The 16,065-nt window shown below is 59.4% G+C and carries 11 protein-coding genes; all 11 read right to left on the bottom strand.

Annotated features, from left to right (window positions below):
* Positions 1-149: 149 nt before the first annotated feature.
* Positions 150-2,702 (bottom strand): sensor domain-containing protein, encoded by a 2,553-nt coding sequence (locus ACYQ54_RS18015; protein WP_460084961.1) that lies wholly within the window; start codon positions 2,700-2,702, stop codon positions 150-152.
* 217 nt (positions 2,703-2,919) lie between these two features.
* Complete coding sequence (locus ACYQ54_RS18010; protein ID WP_460084958.1) at positions 2,920-3,201, bottom strand: SCP2 sterol-binding domain-containing protein; 282 nt, start codon at positions 3,199-3,201, stop codon at positions 2,920-2,922.
* Positions 3,202-3,242: 41 nt separating this feature from the next.
* Positions 3,243-3,458 carry a hypothetical protein gene (locus ACYQ54_RS18005; RefSeq protein ID WP_460084956.1) on the bottom strand — a complete coding sequence of 72 codons (216 nt, stop codon included), beginning with the start codon at positions 3,456-3,458 and terminating at the stop codon, positions 3,243-3,245.
* A gap of 41 nt (positions 3,459-3,499) precedes the next feature.
* A complete protein-coding gene (locus ACYQ54_RS18000; protein ID WP_460084953.1) occupies positions 3,500-5,299 on the bottom strand; it encodes an IlvD/Edd family dehydratase in 1,800 nt (599 codons plus the stop codon).
* A gap of 113 nt (positions 5,300-5,412) precedes the next feature.
* On the bottom strand, positions 5,413-6,816 hold the full coding sequence (locus ACYQ54_RS17995) for an HAD family hydrolase (RefSeq protein ID WP_460084950.1): 1,404 nt from the start codon (positions 6,814-6,816) through the stop codon (positions 5,413-5,415).
* Positions 6,817-7,591: 775 nt separating this feature from the next.
* Positions 7,592-9,313 (bottom strand): ABC transporter ATP-binding protein, encoded by a 1,722-nt coding sequence (locus ACYQ54_RS17990; protein ID WP_460084948.1) that lies wholly within the window; start codon positions 9,311-9,313, stop codon positions 7,592-7,594.
* 7 nt (positions 9,314-9,320) lie between these two features.
* Positions 9,321-10,295, bottom strand: a complete 975-nt coding sequence (locus tag ACYQ54_RS17985; RefSeq protein ID WP_460084945.1) for an ABC transporter permease — start codon at positions 10,293-10,295, stop codon at positions 9,321-9,323.
* Positions 10,296-10,309: 14 nt separating this feature from the next.
* Positions 10,310-11,284 (bottom strand): ABC transporter permease, encoded by a 975-nt coding sequence (locus ACYQ54_RS17980; protein WP_460084942.1) that lies wholly within the window; start codon positions 11,282-11,284, stop codon positions 10,310-10,312.
* Between the two features lie 79 nt (positions 11,285-11,363).
* Positions 11,364-12,947, bottom strand: coding sequence for an ABC transporter substrate-binding protein (locus ACYQ54_RS17975; protein WP_460084939.1), 1,584 nt, complete (start codon positions 12,945-12,947; stop codon positions 11,364-11,366).
* A gap of 118 nt (positions 12,948-13,065) precedes the next feature.
* Positions 13,066-14,235, bottom strand: a complete 1,170-nt coding sequence (argE, locus tag ACYQ54_RS17970; protein ID WP_460084938.1) for an acetylornithine deacetylase — start codon at positions 14,233-14,235, stop codon at positions 13,066-13,068.
* Positions 14,236-14,271: 36 nt separating this feature from the next.
* Positions 14,272-16,050, bottom strand: a complete 1,779-nt coding sequence (locus tag ACYQ54_RS17965) for an adenylate/guanylate cyclase domain-containing protein (protein ID WP_460084935.1) — start codon at positions 16,048-16,050, stop codon at positions 14,272-14,274.
* Between the last annotated feature and the right edge of the window lie 15 nt (positions 16,051-16,065).

Genomic DNA, 16,065 nt, shown 5'->3' with positions numbered 1-16,065 from the left:
CATCCAGAAACTCGAACGGCGGGCCAGGCCCGCCGTTTTTTGAAGGTTTTTCCCGCGCTTTCGCTCCTTGATGAAGACCAATTCGCCTCAAACCATTTCAACTTCAATTGTGGGGGCCGGGTGTAATGCCAGCCCAGACAAACAAGAACCTATCTGACCACTGCCTGGGGCGTTTCGGGATCTTCCGCAACCCGCGCGGTTGCTCCGTCGGCCTGCCTTGCCAGCGCGAGCAAATTGTCTGCGGTCATCGGCCGATTCCAGAAATAACCCTGTCCTTCGTCGCATCCAAGTTCGGTAAGCTGCGCGGCGATTTCCTTGGTTTCAATGCCTTCCGCTACGGTTTTCAGGCCAAGGCTCTGTGCCATCGTGAGGATGGTTCGCACAAGCACTTCCTGCTTTCCGCCCTTGTCAACTTCGCGAATGAAGGACTGATCGATCTTGAGGCCGGAAATGGGAAACTTCAAAAGGTAGCTCAATGCTGAATAGCCGGTTCCGAAGTCGTCCAACGAAATCATTGTTCCAAAATCGGAAATTGTTTCCAGTGTTTTGATGATGGCCTGATCATCCGTGAGAAGGATACTTTCAGTGATCTCCAGCTCAAGCCATGAAGCCTTGCACCCCGTCTCCTCCAGGCAGACGGCCAAGGTGTTGAGGAAACCTCCATACAGCAATTGCCGGGAAGACACGTTCACCGCAATCACGAACGGGTCGCTCCTGTCCTTGTTGCATTCGACGGCAACCTGACAGGCCTGTTTCAGAACGCGGTGGCCGATTTCCAGGATCTGTCCTGTCTCTTCGGCCAGGGGAATGAATTCAGCCGGAGAAATGAAACCCTTTTCGGGGTGACGCCACCGACAAAGCGCTTCTGCGCCCTGCACCTGCAAGGTCGCCAAATTGGTTTTGGGCTGGAAATATGCGACAAACTGCTCAGTGCGCAGACCGTCGTTGATCATTGCTTCAAATTCGAAGCGTTTGTTGATCGCCCGGCTGAGCTCCTCGCTGTATCGACGATAGTGCCCCCGTCCCTGCGCCTTGGCGGCATAGAGCGCGATGTCCGAATAGCGGAACAGCGTGAGGGCGCAGGGGCTGTCATCGGGGCCGACGGTAATACCGACGCTCATGGAGACATTGAGCCTGTTGCCTTCCAGCGTCATCGGCTCGCTGGCCAGATCGACGATCTGTTCTGCGAGTTTTTCAGCGCACTCGGAGTCGTCCAGACCGGATAGGATCAGCGCGAATTCATCGCCTCCAAGCCTGCCGATCCAGCTTGCCTTCTTAGCTGCGTTCTGCAGGCGCTTGGCCATCTTTTGAAGAAGCGCGTCGCCCGTGGCATGTCCAAGCGTGTCGTTGATCGACTTGAGGCCGTCGATATCCAGGGTGAGCAGCGCAATTTTTTTTCCGGTTGAGGTGGCGTGCTCCAACTGCTCCGTCAGGGTAGCGGTGAACGTGGCCCGGTTGGACAGTCCCGTCAGGGTGTCGGTAAAGGCAAGCCTCCGCAGTTCCCGTTCCTTCGCCTTCAGCTCCCGCTCCGCGACTTTTTCCGCGGTAATATCGCGGCCGATGCCGACGACGGACGTGGTGCCGCCATTGTCGTCAAATTCCGGAAACAGCCGAATTTCATGGACAATTGTGCTGCCGTCGAGGCACTGGAATGTTTCTTCGATTTGCTGTGGCTGCCCGCTTTCCAGCGCCCTGAGTACCGCCTGATGCGCGCTTTCGAAGGCTTCCGTGTTTGGCGGAAAATCTCTTTTGCCCGTCATGATCTCCGCACCGTCAATGCCAAGTCGATCCTGCAGAGTGGTCAGGAGGGCAGTGTTCATATATGCCGGAGTTGCGTTGGCATCGTAGCGGGTCAGACAATCCGGCAAATGCTCCGCCAGGTGGCGGTACTCTTTTTCCCGGGTTCGCAGCTCATTCTCGAGATTGTACCTCTCGGTGACGTTGCGGGCCATTCCAAGCAGCCCTGTAATCTTGCCCTGGCTATCAAGAATGGCTGTCTTCTGCACCTCGTAATGGCGGGTTCCCTCTCCTTCACCGGCAGGGAGTTCCAGCTCGAATCTGACGGGTTCCTTCGAAGCAAGCGCCTGTTGGTCAGTCGCGCTGTGTATGTCGTAAATGGGGCCGCTTCCGAGGTCCGAAGCGCTCTTTCCCAGCATGCTTCCCCTCTTGATCCCGTTAAACAGATCGAATTGCTCATTGCACAGCACATATCTGCCTTCAGTATCCTTTATCCAGAAAATGTCCGGCAGGACCTTGACCGCAGCGTGCAACTGATCTTCGGCTTCAGCCACGGCAGTGTTCTTCGTGGCGGTATTGGCAATGTTCCGGCCGTACCCAAGGACAAACTTGACGAGTCCGGCCTCGTTCAGGGCCGGAACCAGATTGATGAGCTCGATACCGGCCGTGCCGTCCGCATTTTCACGGGGAATTTCCAGAACTTTCGGCTCAGCCTGCTCTGCTGTCTGCCGGATTGCCTCCGAGAGGCGGGACAAGTTTAAGGGTGTGGTGTACTCGTCCGGAAATTTTCCGAAAGTGTCCTCGGAATTCAAACCGAGACTGGCCTTGAACGCCGCGTTTGCCAGCAGGATCCGGCCACTGGTGTCGAAGACCGCAATGTTGCCTGGAGAGCAAGCGAAGACCGACCGAAAAACGTCGATGTCGTCGGTTATCGCTTTCAGCGCGTATCCTTGCCCCGTTTTCAACAATCTAGGAACCGAACATATCTCATTCCCTCCGGTCTGTTTATTTTGCAGCCGGGGAATTTGTATTTGTATCAGGAAAAGTACCTAATACTCTTCCTGTTATTATTGATAATTCGAAACTATTAAAAAAAGTTCAAAAACTACTTCGGGCTACTAAATAAATCTCTTGGCGGAAAAGCTGCCGGACAGCTTCTCCGCATTCAGGCAAGAACGGCAATCAGACGATGCTGCCCAGCTTCATGGCGACGCTCATGTCGCCTTCCACCTGCATCTTGCCGCCCATGAAGGCTGCCGTGGGGTTTAATTCGCCGGCCAGCAGGTCGCTGAGGTCTTCGGCGGACATCTTGATCGTGCAGTCGGCGTCGGTGTCCTCGTTGGAAACATCGGATCCTTGCAGGAAAATCACACCGGTCTCGCCGAGGTCGAATTTCACTGCTTCCTCGATACCGCCATCGGCCACTTTGGCCCGCACACCTTCGGTCAGTTGTTCCAAGGACATTTCTTTTCTCCCATCTGATCTGGGCCAAGGCCCGTTTGTTGTCACTTTTGAAGCATGCCGTTTACGTAATCGTCAAGTGGGAAATGGCGTCGAAAGAGTTGTGCCTGGAGCATTTCGCCAAACGCGCCCACATCACAAGGCTTGACCATGTAGCCCATGCAGGTTCGCTGGTAACGCAGCCGCAGCCGCAGCCGCTGCGGCGAGGTCACGGCACGGATTGCCGGATCAAGTCCGGCAATGACGACGAATTTCAACATTTCGCGCTGCCGTGCGCAACGCAAGTGACAAGAGTGTCAGATCAATGATTGTCCCGGGGCAGGCCCCTTGTGTGCGCCACGTCCTGGTACTTGACCGCCGGTTCCAGAACCATGCCCTTGTCGAACTGGCCGATCATCGTGCGTTGGATCTCCTGCCAGGGCGTCTGGCTCTCGGCAACCTTGAATCCGCCGGCCGCCTCAAGCGCTTCCCGGCGTTGCGCCAGTTCTTCGTCGGCAATCAGGATATTGGCCGTGCCCAGTTTCAGGTCGATGCGCACCCGGTCACCGGTCTGAAGCAAGGCCAGGCCGCCCATCGCGGCTGCTTCGGGAGATGCGTTCAGGATGGAAGGCGAACCGGACGTGCCCGATTGACGGCCGTCGCCGATGCAGGGCAACGAGGTGATGCCCCGTTTGATGAGCGCTGTCGGGGGCTGCATGTTGACCACTTCCGCACCGCCGGGATAGCCGATCGGGCCGGTACCGCGAATGAACAGCATGCAGTGTTCGTCGATCTGAAGGTCCGGATTGTCGATATTGTCGTGATAATCCTCCGGCCCTTCGAAAACCACGGCGCGGCCTTCGAAAGCCTCCGGGTCGTCCGGGTTGGACAGGTACCGGTCGCGGAACTCTTCCGAGATCACGCTGGTCTTCATGATGGCGCTGTCGAACAGATTGCCCTTCAGGTTGATGAAGCCGGCCTTTTCCTTCATCGGCGTGTTGAATGGCTTGATGACGTCCGGCAGGTCGGTGACGACACCGTCGCAATTGTCGCCGATACCCTTGCCGTTGACGGTCAATGCACCAGGATGCGGCAGCTTGCCGTTGCGCATCAGCTCCGCCACGACGGCAGGAACACCGCCTGCGTGAAAATAATCCTCGCCGAGATATTCACCGGCCGGCTGCAGGTTGACAAGTAGCGGCACGTCATGGCCGATCTCCTGCCAGTCGTCGTTGTCCAGCTCGACACCCAGATGACGGGCTATGCCGTTCAGATGGATCGGCGCGTTGGTCGAACCGCCAATGGCCGAGTTGACGACAATCGCATTCTCGAAAGCTTCTCGGGTCATGATGTCGGAGGGTTTCAGGTCCTCACGCACCATGTCGACGATACGTTTGCCGGTCTGATAGGAAATCGCGCCGCGCTCACGATAGGGCGCCGGGATGGCGGCTGCGCCCGGAAGCTGCATGCCCAGGGCTTCGGCCAGCGAATTCATGGTCGTTGCCGTGCCCATGGTGTTGCAATAGCCGACCGAGGGAGCGGAGGACGCGACAAGATCCATGAAGCCCGTGTAGTCGATCTCGCCGGCGGCAAGCATCTGGCGGGCCTTCCAGACAATTGTGCCCGAGCCCGTGCGCTCACCCTTGTGCCAGCCGTTCAGCATCGGCCCGACGGACAGCGCGATCGCCGGAATGTTCACCGTCGCTGCGGCCATCAGGCAGGCAGGCGTGGTCTTGTCGCACCCGATGGTCAGCACGACGCCGTCGATGGGATAGCCGTAGAGAAGTTCAACGAGACCGAGATAGGCCAGGTTTCTGTCCAGTGTCGCGGTCGGTCGTTTGCCGGTTTCCTGAATTGGATGAACCGGAAATTCAAAGGCGATGCCGCCGGCGTCGCGGATACCTTCGCGGACACGCTTGGCCAGCTCCAGATGGTGACGGTTGCAGGGAGACAGGTCCGAGCCGGTCTGGGCGATGCCGATGATCGGCTTGCCGGACTGCAACTCCTCCCGCGTGATGCCGAAGTTCAGGTAACGCTCGATGTAGAGTGCCGTCATGCCCGGATTGTCGGGATTGTTGAACCAGGCGGCGGACCGCAGTTTCGGTGTTTTGGTGTCGCTCATGTGGCCTCATCCCTCAATGCACTCACAAAGTGTCAAGCCGATAAACACCAGCTCCAGGAGGCTGTAAAGGCGCAGAAACCCGATTTCGGTTCCACAATTCGAGAATGCCGGGGTCACTCCTTCCTGTGCAACGTATCTGCGACGGAAAATCGGGCGAAAGTCCAAAGCACCATCAGGCAGATCCCGAACAGGACCGGTGCCGCCGACAGGGGAAGGAGGGTCGACGCGCCGCACAGGCCGGCGCACAGCCAGAGGCCCGACAGCAGCCGGCGGGCATGCACGGCCAGACTGTTGCGGCGCATGGCCAATGCCTTAAGTGCCGGAAAGGCCCCGATGTCGTCAGTGTCGCTGACAGCAAGTGGCGCGTGTTCGGCAACAGATCCATCCTTGCCGGGTTTCACGCCCTCGCGCAGCTCCAGTGACATGCGGTCCTGTGACAGGGTCAGCACCAGTGGCGCCGTTTCCGGAAAACACCGGGTGGCCGCTTCCTGGGCCGTTTCTCCCGGCTTTGGATCGTCGGTCAGCTCCAGTCCGAGCATGCCCGCCAGTGCACTGCGCGTGTTGGGATTGTCCCCGCTGAAGAGCCACGGCACAAGGCCTTCACTGCGCAGTGCCATTCCGGCGACGCCTGCGTCCTGGCGCAGTGTCCCTTCCAGGCCAAGCACGCCAACGACGCGTCCGCCGACCGCAACGCGCAGCACCGTCTTGCCATCGGCTTCCAGAGACCGGGCAATGGCATCCGCAGTGAAGCTGTCGATCTTGAGACGCTTCAGAAGATCCGTCGTGCCGATCACCACCGTTTGCCCACCAAGCAACGCAACAATGCCCAGCCCTGGTGTCGGTTCGAACCGGTCCGGAATCTTGAGGGCGACCTGCCACTGGCCGGCCAGCTCACGAAGGGCCTGGGCCACCGGATGGGATGATCCGGCTTCTGCGGAGGCAGCGACGGCCAGAAGCGTCTTCGGCTCGTTGTTGAACGCCATGACATTGGTGACCATCAGGTCCGGTCCGGACATGACGGCTGCCTTGTCGATAAGGATATCGCGGGCTTGGGCAACCTTTGTGAAGGTTCCCGGGGCGAGTTCACGGGCGCCTGCTGCAAGCGCGGCCTTGTGAAAGACCTTGTCCGCAAAGGCATTGATGCCGTCGATCAGTTGCGGCCAGGACAGCAGCAGCGCGGCGGCCAGTGCCACGGGAGCCTGCGCCCTGTCGAAGACCCACCACCAGGCGCCCGCAGCCAGAAGCGCCAGAAGCACGGACCAGCCCGCTTGCGGCACGCCGCTCTGATCGCCCCTTGGCGGCAGCAGCACCACGCCGGTCGCCCGCAGCACCATCAGGAAGGCGGCGGCAAGTGCGGGGGCATTGGCCTGAGGGGACGCCGGTCCGGTCAGGAGCAGGCCGGATGTAACGGCAAGCAATCCGGCGCCAACCAGCACCGTGAACAGTGACAGGGGCCGTCCAACAGAGGTGTTGAGCGAAAAGGAGAGGCCAAGAAGGGAAAAAATCGCAGCAAACATGCTGAAAATTAAGGCGCTGTAGGAGCCGAAGATAAGAACTGACGTTGCGGCGTCAGTGGGTTCGCTGCCGGAAGTTACCCCTGCCAGTGCAAGGCACACCACGGCACTTGCCAGGAAGAATGACCAAAGAATTGAAATCAATGATGTTTTCGGCATTGCCGGTCGGCTCTCGTATCTGGAATTCTTGTGCTGGAACCGGGTTGCGGGCCAACTGGAGATACAAACGGCACGCCCTGGGGACAGTTAGAAAATGCTGGAGCGACAGGTGACAGGCAATGCCGTGGAGCTGGCGCAGCAAGCCTGATGCCTGTCCCGGGCGCAGTGCATCGGGGTGGGTGCTGACCATTTGTGCAGGGTGGAACTTGAGCGAAACTGAATTGCGGGTAGTATATGAGGGTAATTTTTTAAACGGCCCGCAAGTATTGAGGGCCTGTATTTAATAGTCCTCCGGACGAAGATTATTTCGGGGTGTGGTATATTGACGGGAGGGTCGAAAGGCCCTCCCTTTTACGTTTCATCTGACACAGGAAAACATGGTTAACAACTGTTAACGTTCGAGTTCGGGACGGTAAGGCGACTGAATTTATTTGAACGCCGTAAGCCGTGCGGACCGGGGCGGCAAAAACTGCCCAGTCCGGACTCGACTGTGGTTATCGATTGGCCGTCACCGGAGAATCGGGGAAGGGCCGCGAGTCAAGGCAGAGACTCAGGCGAATCTGAAAAAAGACTCATCTTCAAAGGCTTGGAGAATCCGGCGGCAACGCCGCCAGACCTGTCAGGCCATTGCGAGATTGGCCCGCGACAGCAATTCCAGCGAAGGCATCAGGTCCAGCAGCTCGCGCGTATAGGCATGCTGCGGGGCTTCGAAGAGCTGGTCGCAGTCAGAAACCTCGCACAATTCGCCATGACGCATGACGCCAATGCGGTTGCACATCTGCCGGATCACGGCCAGGTCGTGGCTGATGAACAGCATGGTCAGGCCAAGTTCCTGCTGAAGATCTTTCAGAAGGTTCAGGATCTGCGCCTGGATCGACACGTCGAGTGCCGACGTCGGTTCGTCACAGATCAGGAACCTGGGCCGCGTGGCGAGCGCCCGGGCGATGGAAATGCGCTGGCGCTGACCGCCGGAGAACTCGTGCGGAAATTTCCTGCCGGCAGCCGCACCCAGACCGACATGGTCCAGCAGATCGTCGACGATCTGGCGCACTTCGGCGTTGCTTGAGGCAAGGCGGTGGAACTTGATCGGTTCGCCAATGATGTCACTGACGCGCATGCGCGCGTTCAGTGAGGAATAGGGATCCTGAAAGATCATCTGCATCTGGCGGCGCATCGCCAGTACATCCTTCCGATTTCGAAGCGACGTCAGTTCGGTCTTGCCGAACAGGATTGATCCGCCGGACGGCTGATAGAGACCGGTAATCAGCCGCGCGATGGTCGATTTGCCGGAGCCGCTTTCGCCGACAAGGCCAAAAGTCTCGCCTTCGCTGATATCGAAGCTGACCTTCTTGACCGCCTGGAAGTATTTGCGCCTGGACGGGAAGATCGAACCGCGGGTTTCGAACCGCATGTCGAGGTCCTTTACCTGGACCAGCGGTCCGGAAACCTTCTCATAGTCCCGCGCCTTGCCAAGCCAGTGCGTGGCGATGTCGATCTGCTTTTGCGGTGTTCCGGCCTTCTCGATGTAGTTTACCACCGGAAAACGTTCGACCTTGATGTCCGGTCGCGGTACGGCGGAAATCAGGCTTTGGGTATAGGGATGTTCCGGCGCGCCCAGCACCTGGGTCGTCTCGCCGTATTCCACGAGTTCGCCATGATACATCACCGCCACATGGTCCGTGATGTCGGCAATCACGCCCATGTCGTGGGTGATCACCAGCATGGCGACGTTTCGCTCCCGGCACAGCTTCCTCATCAGTTCAAGGATCTGCGCCTGGATTGAAACGTCGAGCGCGGTTGTCGGCTCGTCCGCGATCACCAACTCAGGTTCCGCACATAGCGCAAGCGCGATGACCACCCTTTGGCGCATGCCGCCGGAGAACTGATGCGGATACTGCCTGATGCGTTCGGGCGCATCTGGAATGCCTACGGCTTCGATCAGTTCGATCGCGCGCTGGCGGGCCTGCGATCCGGAAAGCGGCAAATGGGTGCGGATGGTCTCCACAAGCTGGCTTTCCACCGTCTGCAGCGGATCAAGCGACGTCAGTGGATCCTGGAAGATCATGCCGATCTTGCGGCCGCGCAAACGACGCTTTTCCTTGTAGGGCAGTTGGTCGATGCGCTTGCCGTGAAGATAAATTTCACCACCTGCAATGTGGCCGGGCTCCTGCAACAGGCCGATCACCGCATTGCCGACAGTCGACTTGCCCGCGCCCGATTCGCCGACGACGCCAAGCACCTTGCCGGCATCGACGCTCAATGTGACGTCATCAACCGCGACAAAGACCGATTTTCGGCCCGGAAACTCGACCCTCAGGCCCTTGATATCGAGAACGCTCATACCAGCCTCACCTGAGTTTCGGGTTGAGGGCGTCGCGCAGCCAATCGCCCAGAAGGTTGACGTTCAATACAAGCAGCGCCAGCGCCAGGCCGGGGAAGATCGCAATCCACCATTCCCCCGAGTAGAGGAAATCGTTGCCGATGGCGATCAGCGTGCCGAGGGACGGCTGGGTGGGCGGCATGCCGACACCCAGGAACGAGAGCGTCGCTTCGGTGACGATGGCGAGCGCCAGGTTGATGGTCGCGATCACCAGCACCGGCCCTGTGACGTTCGGCAGGATATGGCGCACCATGATGATGACCGAAGGAATGCCGATCACGCGGGCGGCCTGCACATATTCCTTGTTCTTCTCCACCATGGTGGACCCGCGCACAGTGCGCGCATATTGCACCCAGAAGGACAGCGCCAGCGAAACGATCAGGATGTAGAAGGCGAAGACCTCCCGGTCGATCGCGCCGAAAATGCCATGGGCAACACCGTCGATCAGAAGGGCGATCAGGATGGCCGGAAACGTCAGCTGAACGTCGGCGATGCGCATGATGATCGCATCCACCCGGCCGCCCATATATCCTGCGACCAGCCCCAGAGAGATGCCGATGAAGGCGGCGGCGACAACGGAGCAAAAGCCGACGATCAGCGAGATCCGCATGCCGTAGAAGATGCCCGAGAGCATATCACGGCCCTGATCATCCGTGCCCAGCAGGAATCTGGGGTCTGCATATTCCATCCAGACAGGTGGAACACGGGCGTCCATGATGGAGATCGACGCCAGGTCGAACGGATCATGTGGTGCGATCCAGGGAGCCAGGAAGGCCAGGAGGAACAGGATTGCCGTGCCTGCGGACGCGACAACGGTGACTTTCGATTTCAGGAACGAATGAAAGAGGTCACTGTCGAGGGCCTTGGCCATCCGCCCCGGTTCCTTTGCCGGCTCTGCCCGGTCCTGATTGGTTTTTGCTTCTTCGTTGGTGACGAGAGGCATGACGTCGATCTCCCTTATGGCCGGCCGACCCGCAGGCGCGGATCGATGAAGAAGTAAAGGATGTCGACGATGAAATTGATCGCCACGAACAGGAAGGCCGTCAGCAGCAGGTAGGCGGACATGATCGGGATATCCACGTTCTGCACGGCCTGCAGGAACATCAGCCCCATGCCCGGCCACTGGAAAACGGTCTCGGTGATGGTCGCGAAAGCGATGATCGCGCCAAGCTGCAGGCCGGTAATGGTGATAACCGGAACCAGCGTGTTCTTCAGGGCATGCCGGAAGTTGACCAGCCGGTCCGGCAGGCCGCGGGCCCGGGCGAACTTGATGTAGTCGGTCCGGATGACCTCCAGCATCTCCGCGCGGATCAGGCGCATGATCAGGGTCATCTGGTAAAGACCGAGCGTGATCGAAGGCAGGATCAGGGCCTTCAGGCCGGAAACGGTCAGAAAGCCGGTCGTCCACCAGGACCCGATCTGGACGGTCTCGCCGCGGCCGAAACTCGGCAGCCATTGCAGCGTGACGGAAAACAGGAAGATCAGCAGGATGCCGATAAAGAAGGTCGGCAGGGAAATGCCTATCAGGGAAACCGACAGAAACAGCTTGGATATGGGCGATTCCCGATTGAGGCCGGCGTAGATGCCCATGGGAATGCCGACAATCAGCGCAAACAGTGCCGAGGTGAAGCTGAGTTCCAGAGTGGCGGGAATCCGCTTGGCGAAAAGTTCCGAAACCGGCTGGCGGAACTGGTAGGATGTGCCGAAGTCGAACTGAGCTGCTTTGGTGACGAAGCGGAAGAACTGGACCGGAACCGGGTCGTTCAGGCCAAGGCGCTCGCGCAGGGCTTCCCGTTCCTCGATCGAGGTTTCGATGCCGACCATCTGGTTGATGGGATCGCCGACAAAGCGGAACATGGTGAACGCGAGAAGGGCGACCACCAGCATGACAATCATCGCCTGCACGATGCGGCGCGTTGCAAATCCAATCATTTCGGCTCTTTGAATGCTTTAGTCATGAAAATACGCCCCCGGCGGAGATGCCGGGAGCGTCAAATGCGGTGCCTGCGGATCAGTTCTTGGTCACGAAACGGAACTTGAACTGATTGTCGGCGCGCTGGACAAGGTCCAGCTTGTCGGAAACGCCCCATGCCAGGCTTTGCTGGTGCAGCGGGAGGTAATAGACGTTTTCGTGGCTGATGCGGAACGCCTCGGCGATCAGGTTGTCACGCTTTTCCGGATCGATCTCGACCAGGATTTCGTCGGTCAGCTGGTCGATCTTCTCGTCGCAGAAGCCGCCGTTGTTGAACGGTGATCCCTTGCCGGATTCGTCGCGGCAGTTCATCAGGTTGTCCAGAACGTTCCAGCTGTCGAAGGAGCCAGGGGTCCAGCCGAGCAGATAGAACGACGTGTCGTAACCACCCGAAGCAAGGATCTTGGCGAAGTATTTTGCCTTCGGCTGGGCGTTGAGGTTCACCTTCACACCGATACGGGCAAGCATGGCGGCAACAGCCTGGCAGATTGCCTCGTCGTTGACGTAACGGTCATTCGGGCAGTCCATGCCGATGGAAAAACCGTCCGCATAGCCGGCCTCGGCCAGCAGTGCCTTGGCGGCTTCCGGGTCATAGGGATAACGCTCGAAATCTGCCGACTTGGAGAACAGCAGCGGCGAGACCATGAGGGCAGACGGGTTCGAGAGGTCCCGCATGACCTTCTTCTTGATCCCCTCGATGTCGATCGCCTGGTAGAAGGCCTTGCGCACCCGGACATCCTTGAGCGGGTTCTTGCCCTTGACGTCGGAATAGAGCAGTTCGTCGCGCATCTGGTCCATGCCCAGGAAGATCGTGCGCAGTTCCGGACCGGTCAGGGCAACGGTGCCCGCATTGTCGTTGATGCGTTTGATATCCTGCACCGGGATCGGATAGACCATGTCCATCTCGCCGGACAAAAGCGCGGCAACACGCGTTGCATCGGACCCGATCGGCGTGAATTCCACCCTGTCGATATTGTGCTTGGCTTCGTCCCACCAGCCGTCGAATTTTTCGTAGACGGTCTTCACACCGGCTTCGTGGCTGACGATCTTGAACGGTCCGGTGCCATTGGCATTGAGCGCTGCATGGTTCGCCGAGGTGTCGGACGCCGAGGTGACTTTCACCGCGTCGTTCTCTGTCGTCCACTCCTTGTCCATGATGTAGAACGTATCCCACTCGTAATGCAGGATCGGGTTCGGACCGGTCAGAACGAAATCGACCGTATAGTCGTCAACGATCTCGACCTTGGCATCAGCCGGGACGCGGGTGGTCAGGTCGGAGCCTTCCGAGCGCACGCGGTCGACGGAAAAGGCAACGTCTTCGGCGGTGAAGTCGCTTCCGTTGTGAAACTTCACGCCCTTGCGCAGGTGGAAACGCCAGCGATTCGGCTCGACGATCTCCCAGCTTTCGGCCAGCGCCGGCTCGATTGCCAGATCCGCGCCGCGCCGGGTCAGGCCCTCATAGGTATTGCCAAGCGACGAAAGGGTGAATGTCTCGTTGAGACTGTAAGGATCAAGCGCGTTCAGCGCGCCTTGAAAGGCATATTTCAGCGTCTCAGCCTGAACAGCAGACCCCGATCCCGCCGCAAACAGCGCTGCAGCGATGACAAATGTTCTCTTGTTCATAGTCCCCTCGTTTTCCGGATTATGGCATTGCCTCACGGCCGCACACCCCCTGCCAGGACTATGCGTCCATCTTGTCAAAAACGACTATGACACCGTAAATCCCTGTGTTCAAATCCGTTTAGCTGTCAAATTGCGACATTCTGTCAATCAGCCTGTCGAGGAAGGCAGCGCAGCGGTCGAGTTCGGAGAGCTCGATAAATTCGTCCGGCTGGTGGGCCTGGTCGATGGATCCGGGGCCACAGACCACGGTGGACAGGCCGTGCTCCTGGAAGATCCCGCCTTCGGTGGCATAGACGACGACATTGCGACTGTTGTCGCCCGTCAGGCGCCGTGCGGTCGTCTCCGCCAGTCCCTCCGGCTCTTCTCCGAGCCCGGGCACATAGGCAAGTTCGCTCACGTCGATGCGGCAGTCCTGCGAGATCGCTTTCATGCCGGGCAGAACCTCGTCTGCTATGAAGGCCCGGTAGGCTGCAACCCAGTCCTGTGCACGTTCGCCCGGCAGAAGCCGGATATCGGTGACGAACTCGCAATGCTGGGCGGTGATGTTGTGCGCCTGGCCGCCGGAAATGGTGCCGCAATGCAGTGTGGTGTAAGGCGGTTCGAACGGGCAGTCCGGATCGGCCTTGGCTCGATTTTCCGCTGTCCTGGCATCCAGCCAGCCAATCAGTCTGGCGGCGGCCGAAATCGCCGATACACCTCGGTGTAGCTGGCTGGAATGGACCGGATGTCCCTGGATGCGCGTTTTGAGCACCGTAATGCCCTTGTGTCCCGTGACGACCTTCATGCTGGTCGGTTCGCCCACGATCACGACCGAAGGCCGTGGGCCATTGGCGAGCATTTCGGGGATAAGCACCCTGGCCCCGTCGCAGCCGGTTTCCTCGTCGTAGGACAGCGCAATGTGGATTGGCCGTCTGAGCGGTGCGTTCAGAAAGTCCGGCACCTTGGCAAGAACCGTGGCGGCAAAGCCCTTCATGTCCGCCGAACCGCGTCCAAACAGGCGGCCGTTTTCCTCCCAGGCGGAGAACGGATCGCGCGACCAGTTCTGGCCCGCCACCGGAACGACATCTGTGTGGGCGGACAAGACCGTCCCACCATCGATATCCGGACCGATCAGGGCATAAAGGGCAGCCTTCTGGCCGGTTTCGTCCGGCGCTCGTCCTGAAGCGACGCCCCATTGGCTGAGATAATCTTCGACAAAGGCGATCAGGTCGAGGTTGCTTCGATCGGAAACGGTATTGAAGGAGATCAGTTTCTCCAGCATTTCCCGCGGCGTATAGGTCCGGCTCACGTGGTCTCCAGGGTATCTGTGAAAGGGTAAAGTATCTCAGGCGGGGACAGCATCCGAGAGGTGGAGGCCATCCAGGCTTTTCACTGCGAGGATTTGCAGGGGAATTTCCTTGCCGCGCACCTTGATCTCGGCTTCTTCAGAGCCGTCGATCCGGGCTCCTGCCGCGTCGATGACCGCCTTGGAAACCACCAGGAAACTGCCGTGGTTCTTGTTTTCTGTCTCCAGCCGGCTGGCGGTGTTGACCACGTCGCCAAGTGCGGTCAGACCACCGCGCTTGCCTTCCGTTCCTGCAGCGCCAATCCGGCCGAGAATGGCCGACCCGAGATGCAGGCCGATGCCGAGCCGGATCGGATCGCGAAACTGCGGCCCCTTCTCCTTGTCGAGTGCCTTCATCACCTTTTCGATGCGGCGGCAGGCGGCAAGGGCCTGCCGGGCGCCGGTTGCGGCGCTGCTGTCCATGCCGAAAATGGCCATGATGCCATCGCCGATGAACTTGTCGACATAGCCGCCCTCTTCCCGGATCGCGGCCGAAGCCTGGTCCAGATAGCTGTTGAGCAGATAAACCACGTCATAGGCGAGTTGGGATTCGGTGATGCCGGTGAAATTGCGCAGATCCACGAACATGACCACCACATCCTGTTCGACACCCCAGTAGTAGGCGTCCTTCAGATGTTCACCGATGCTGGCGCTGGCCTTCACCGGCACCAGCGGCTGCACTTCCACATTGGTCTCGGGGCGAACCTGACAGGCAAGGCGGATGTCGCTTCCTGCACCGATCCGCGTCAGCACTGCCGCTTCGGCAACGCCCGGCTGCGGCAGTGTTTCACCACCTTCCAGCATTTTCACCCGGCAGGTGGAGCATCTGGCGCGCCCTCCACACACCGATGCGATCGGTATGTCGTTCATGCGGCTGATTTCCAGAAGGGTCGCGCCCGGTTGCGCCTTCACCGCAAGCCCGCCCGGATAGACGACCGTCAGGCTGCGTGCCTTCAGGCTGAGCAGGTACCGGATCACGATGGCCAGCAGGCTGACGGCAATCAGGCCGAACACCACTGCGCGGAACTGAACGACGACTTCACTTGCCCACAGTTGCTGATCCGGGGTGATCCGGAGGGTGACGTCGCGGCTGAGGGCGAGCCTGCGTGCGCCTTCGATCCAGCCCCAGATCGCCAGGACGGGCATGGCAAAGGCAAAGCCCGCCGCCAGCGGTTTCAGCCGCTGGTAAGCCGGATAAAGGCGCAGGAAGAAGTGCAGGCCGATCATGGCATGGGTCCACACCACCAGCAGCAGAACCGACTGGTTGACTGCCGCGTTCGGCCACAGCAGCGTAAGCATCTGCTCATAGAGTGGCAAAAAGCCGAACTCCTTGGCAACGCCAATGGTCGTGGTGACATGGGGGATCAGGAGCCAGGGTATGTAGAGACCGAGGGCGAGCTGCAGAAACTCCCAACGGGACATCTTCAGCGTCCGGCGCTTGCTCGTTCGCCACAAGGCCAGCAGCACATGGGTCAGCGCGGCGAGGATCAGAACGGTTTCCCCGGCCGGGCTCCGCCAGATCCAATAGTGCCAGATCGAGGCCTGGTCCATCGCCTGGAAGGAAATGATGCCGAGGGCGTGATTCGAAAAGTGGCTGAGGCAGAATGTGAACAGGATCAAGCCGCTCCACAGCCGGAGCCGCTGACGCCAGTTGCCTCCGCCAACCATGACACTGTCGGACTTCTTGCCCGGTTTTGCTGCCGAACCGGACGTTTCAGAAGATTTGGCGGCCGTCTCGGGCCGGTTTGGCCGGCGGTTGCCGGTTGCCTCTTCCTGCATGAATTCTCAATCTCC

It is taken from the genome of Roseibium sp. LAB1, assembly GCF_054658235.1.
This window is presented reverse-complemented; position numbering and strand designations above follow the sequence as displayed.

Coding starts and splice junctions, on each gene's coding strand:
- ACYQ54_RS18010 (WP_460084958.1), bottom strand. CDS start 3,201: ATGTCCTTGGAACAACTGACCGAAGGTGTGCGGGCCAAAGTGGCCGAT.
- ACYQ54_RS18005 (WP_460084956.1), bottom strand. CDS start 3,458: ATGTTGAAATTCGTCGTCATTGCCGGACTTGATCCGGCAATCCGTGCC.
- ACYQ54_RS18000 (WP_460084953.1), bottom strand. CDS start 5,299: ATGAGCGACACCAAAACACCGAAACTGCGGTCCGCCGCCTGGTTCAAC.
- ACYQ54_RS17995 (WP_460084950.1), bottom strand. CDS start 6,816: ATGTTTGCTGCGATTTTTTCCCTTCTTGGCCTCTCCTTTTCGCTCAAC.
- ACYQ54_RS17990 (WP_460084948.1), bottom strand. CDS start 9,313: ATGAGCGTTCTCGATATCAAGGGCCTGAGGGTCGAGTTTCCGGGCCGA.
- ACYQ54_RS17985 (WP_460084945.1), bottom strand. CDS start 10,295: ATGCCTCTCGTCACCAACGAAGAAGCAAAAACCAATCAGGACCGGGCA.
- ACYQ54_RS17980 (WP_460084942.1), bottom strand. CDS start 11,284: ATGATTGGATTTGCAACGCGCCGCATCGTGCAGGCGATGATTGTCATG.
- ACYQ54_RS17975 (WP_460084939.1), bottom strand. CDS start 12,947: ATGAACAAGAGAACATTTGTCATCGCTGCAGCGCTGTTTGCGGCGGGA.
- ACYQ54_RS17965 (WP_460084935.1), bottom strand. CDS start 16,050: ATGCAGGAAGAGGCAACCGGCAACCGCCGGCCAAACCGGCCCGAGACG.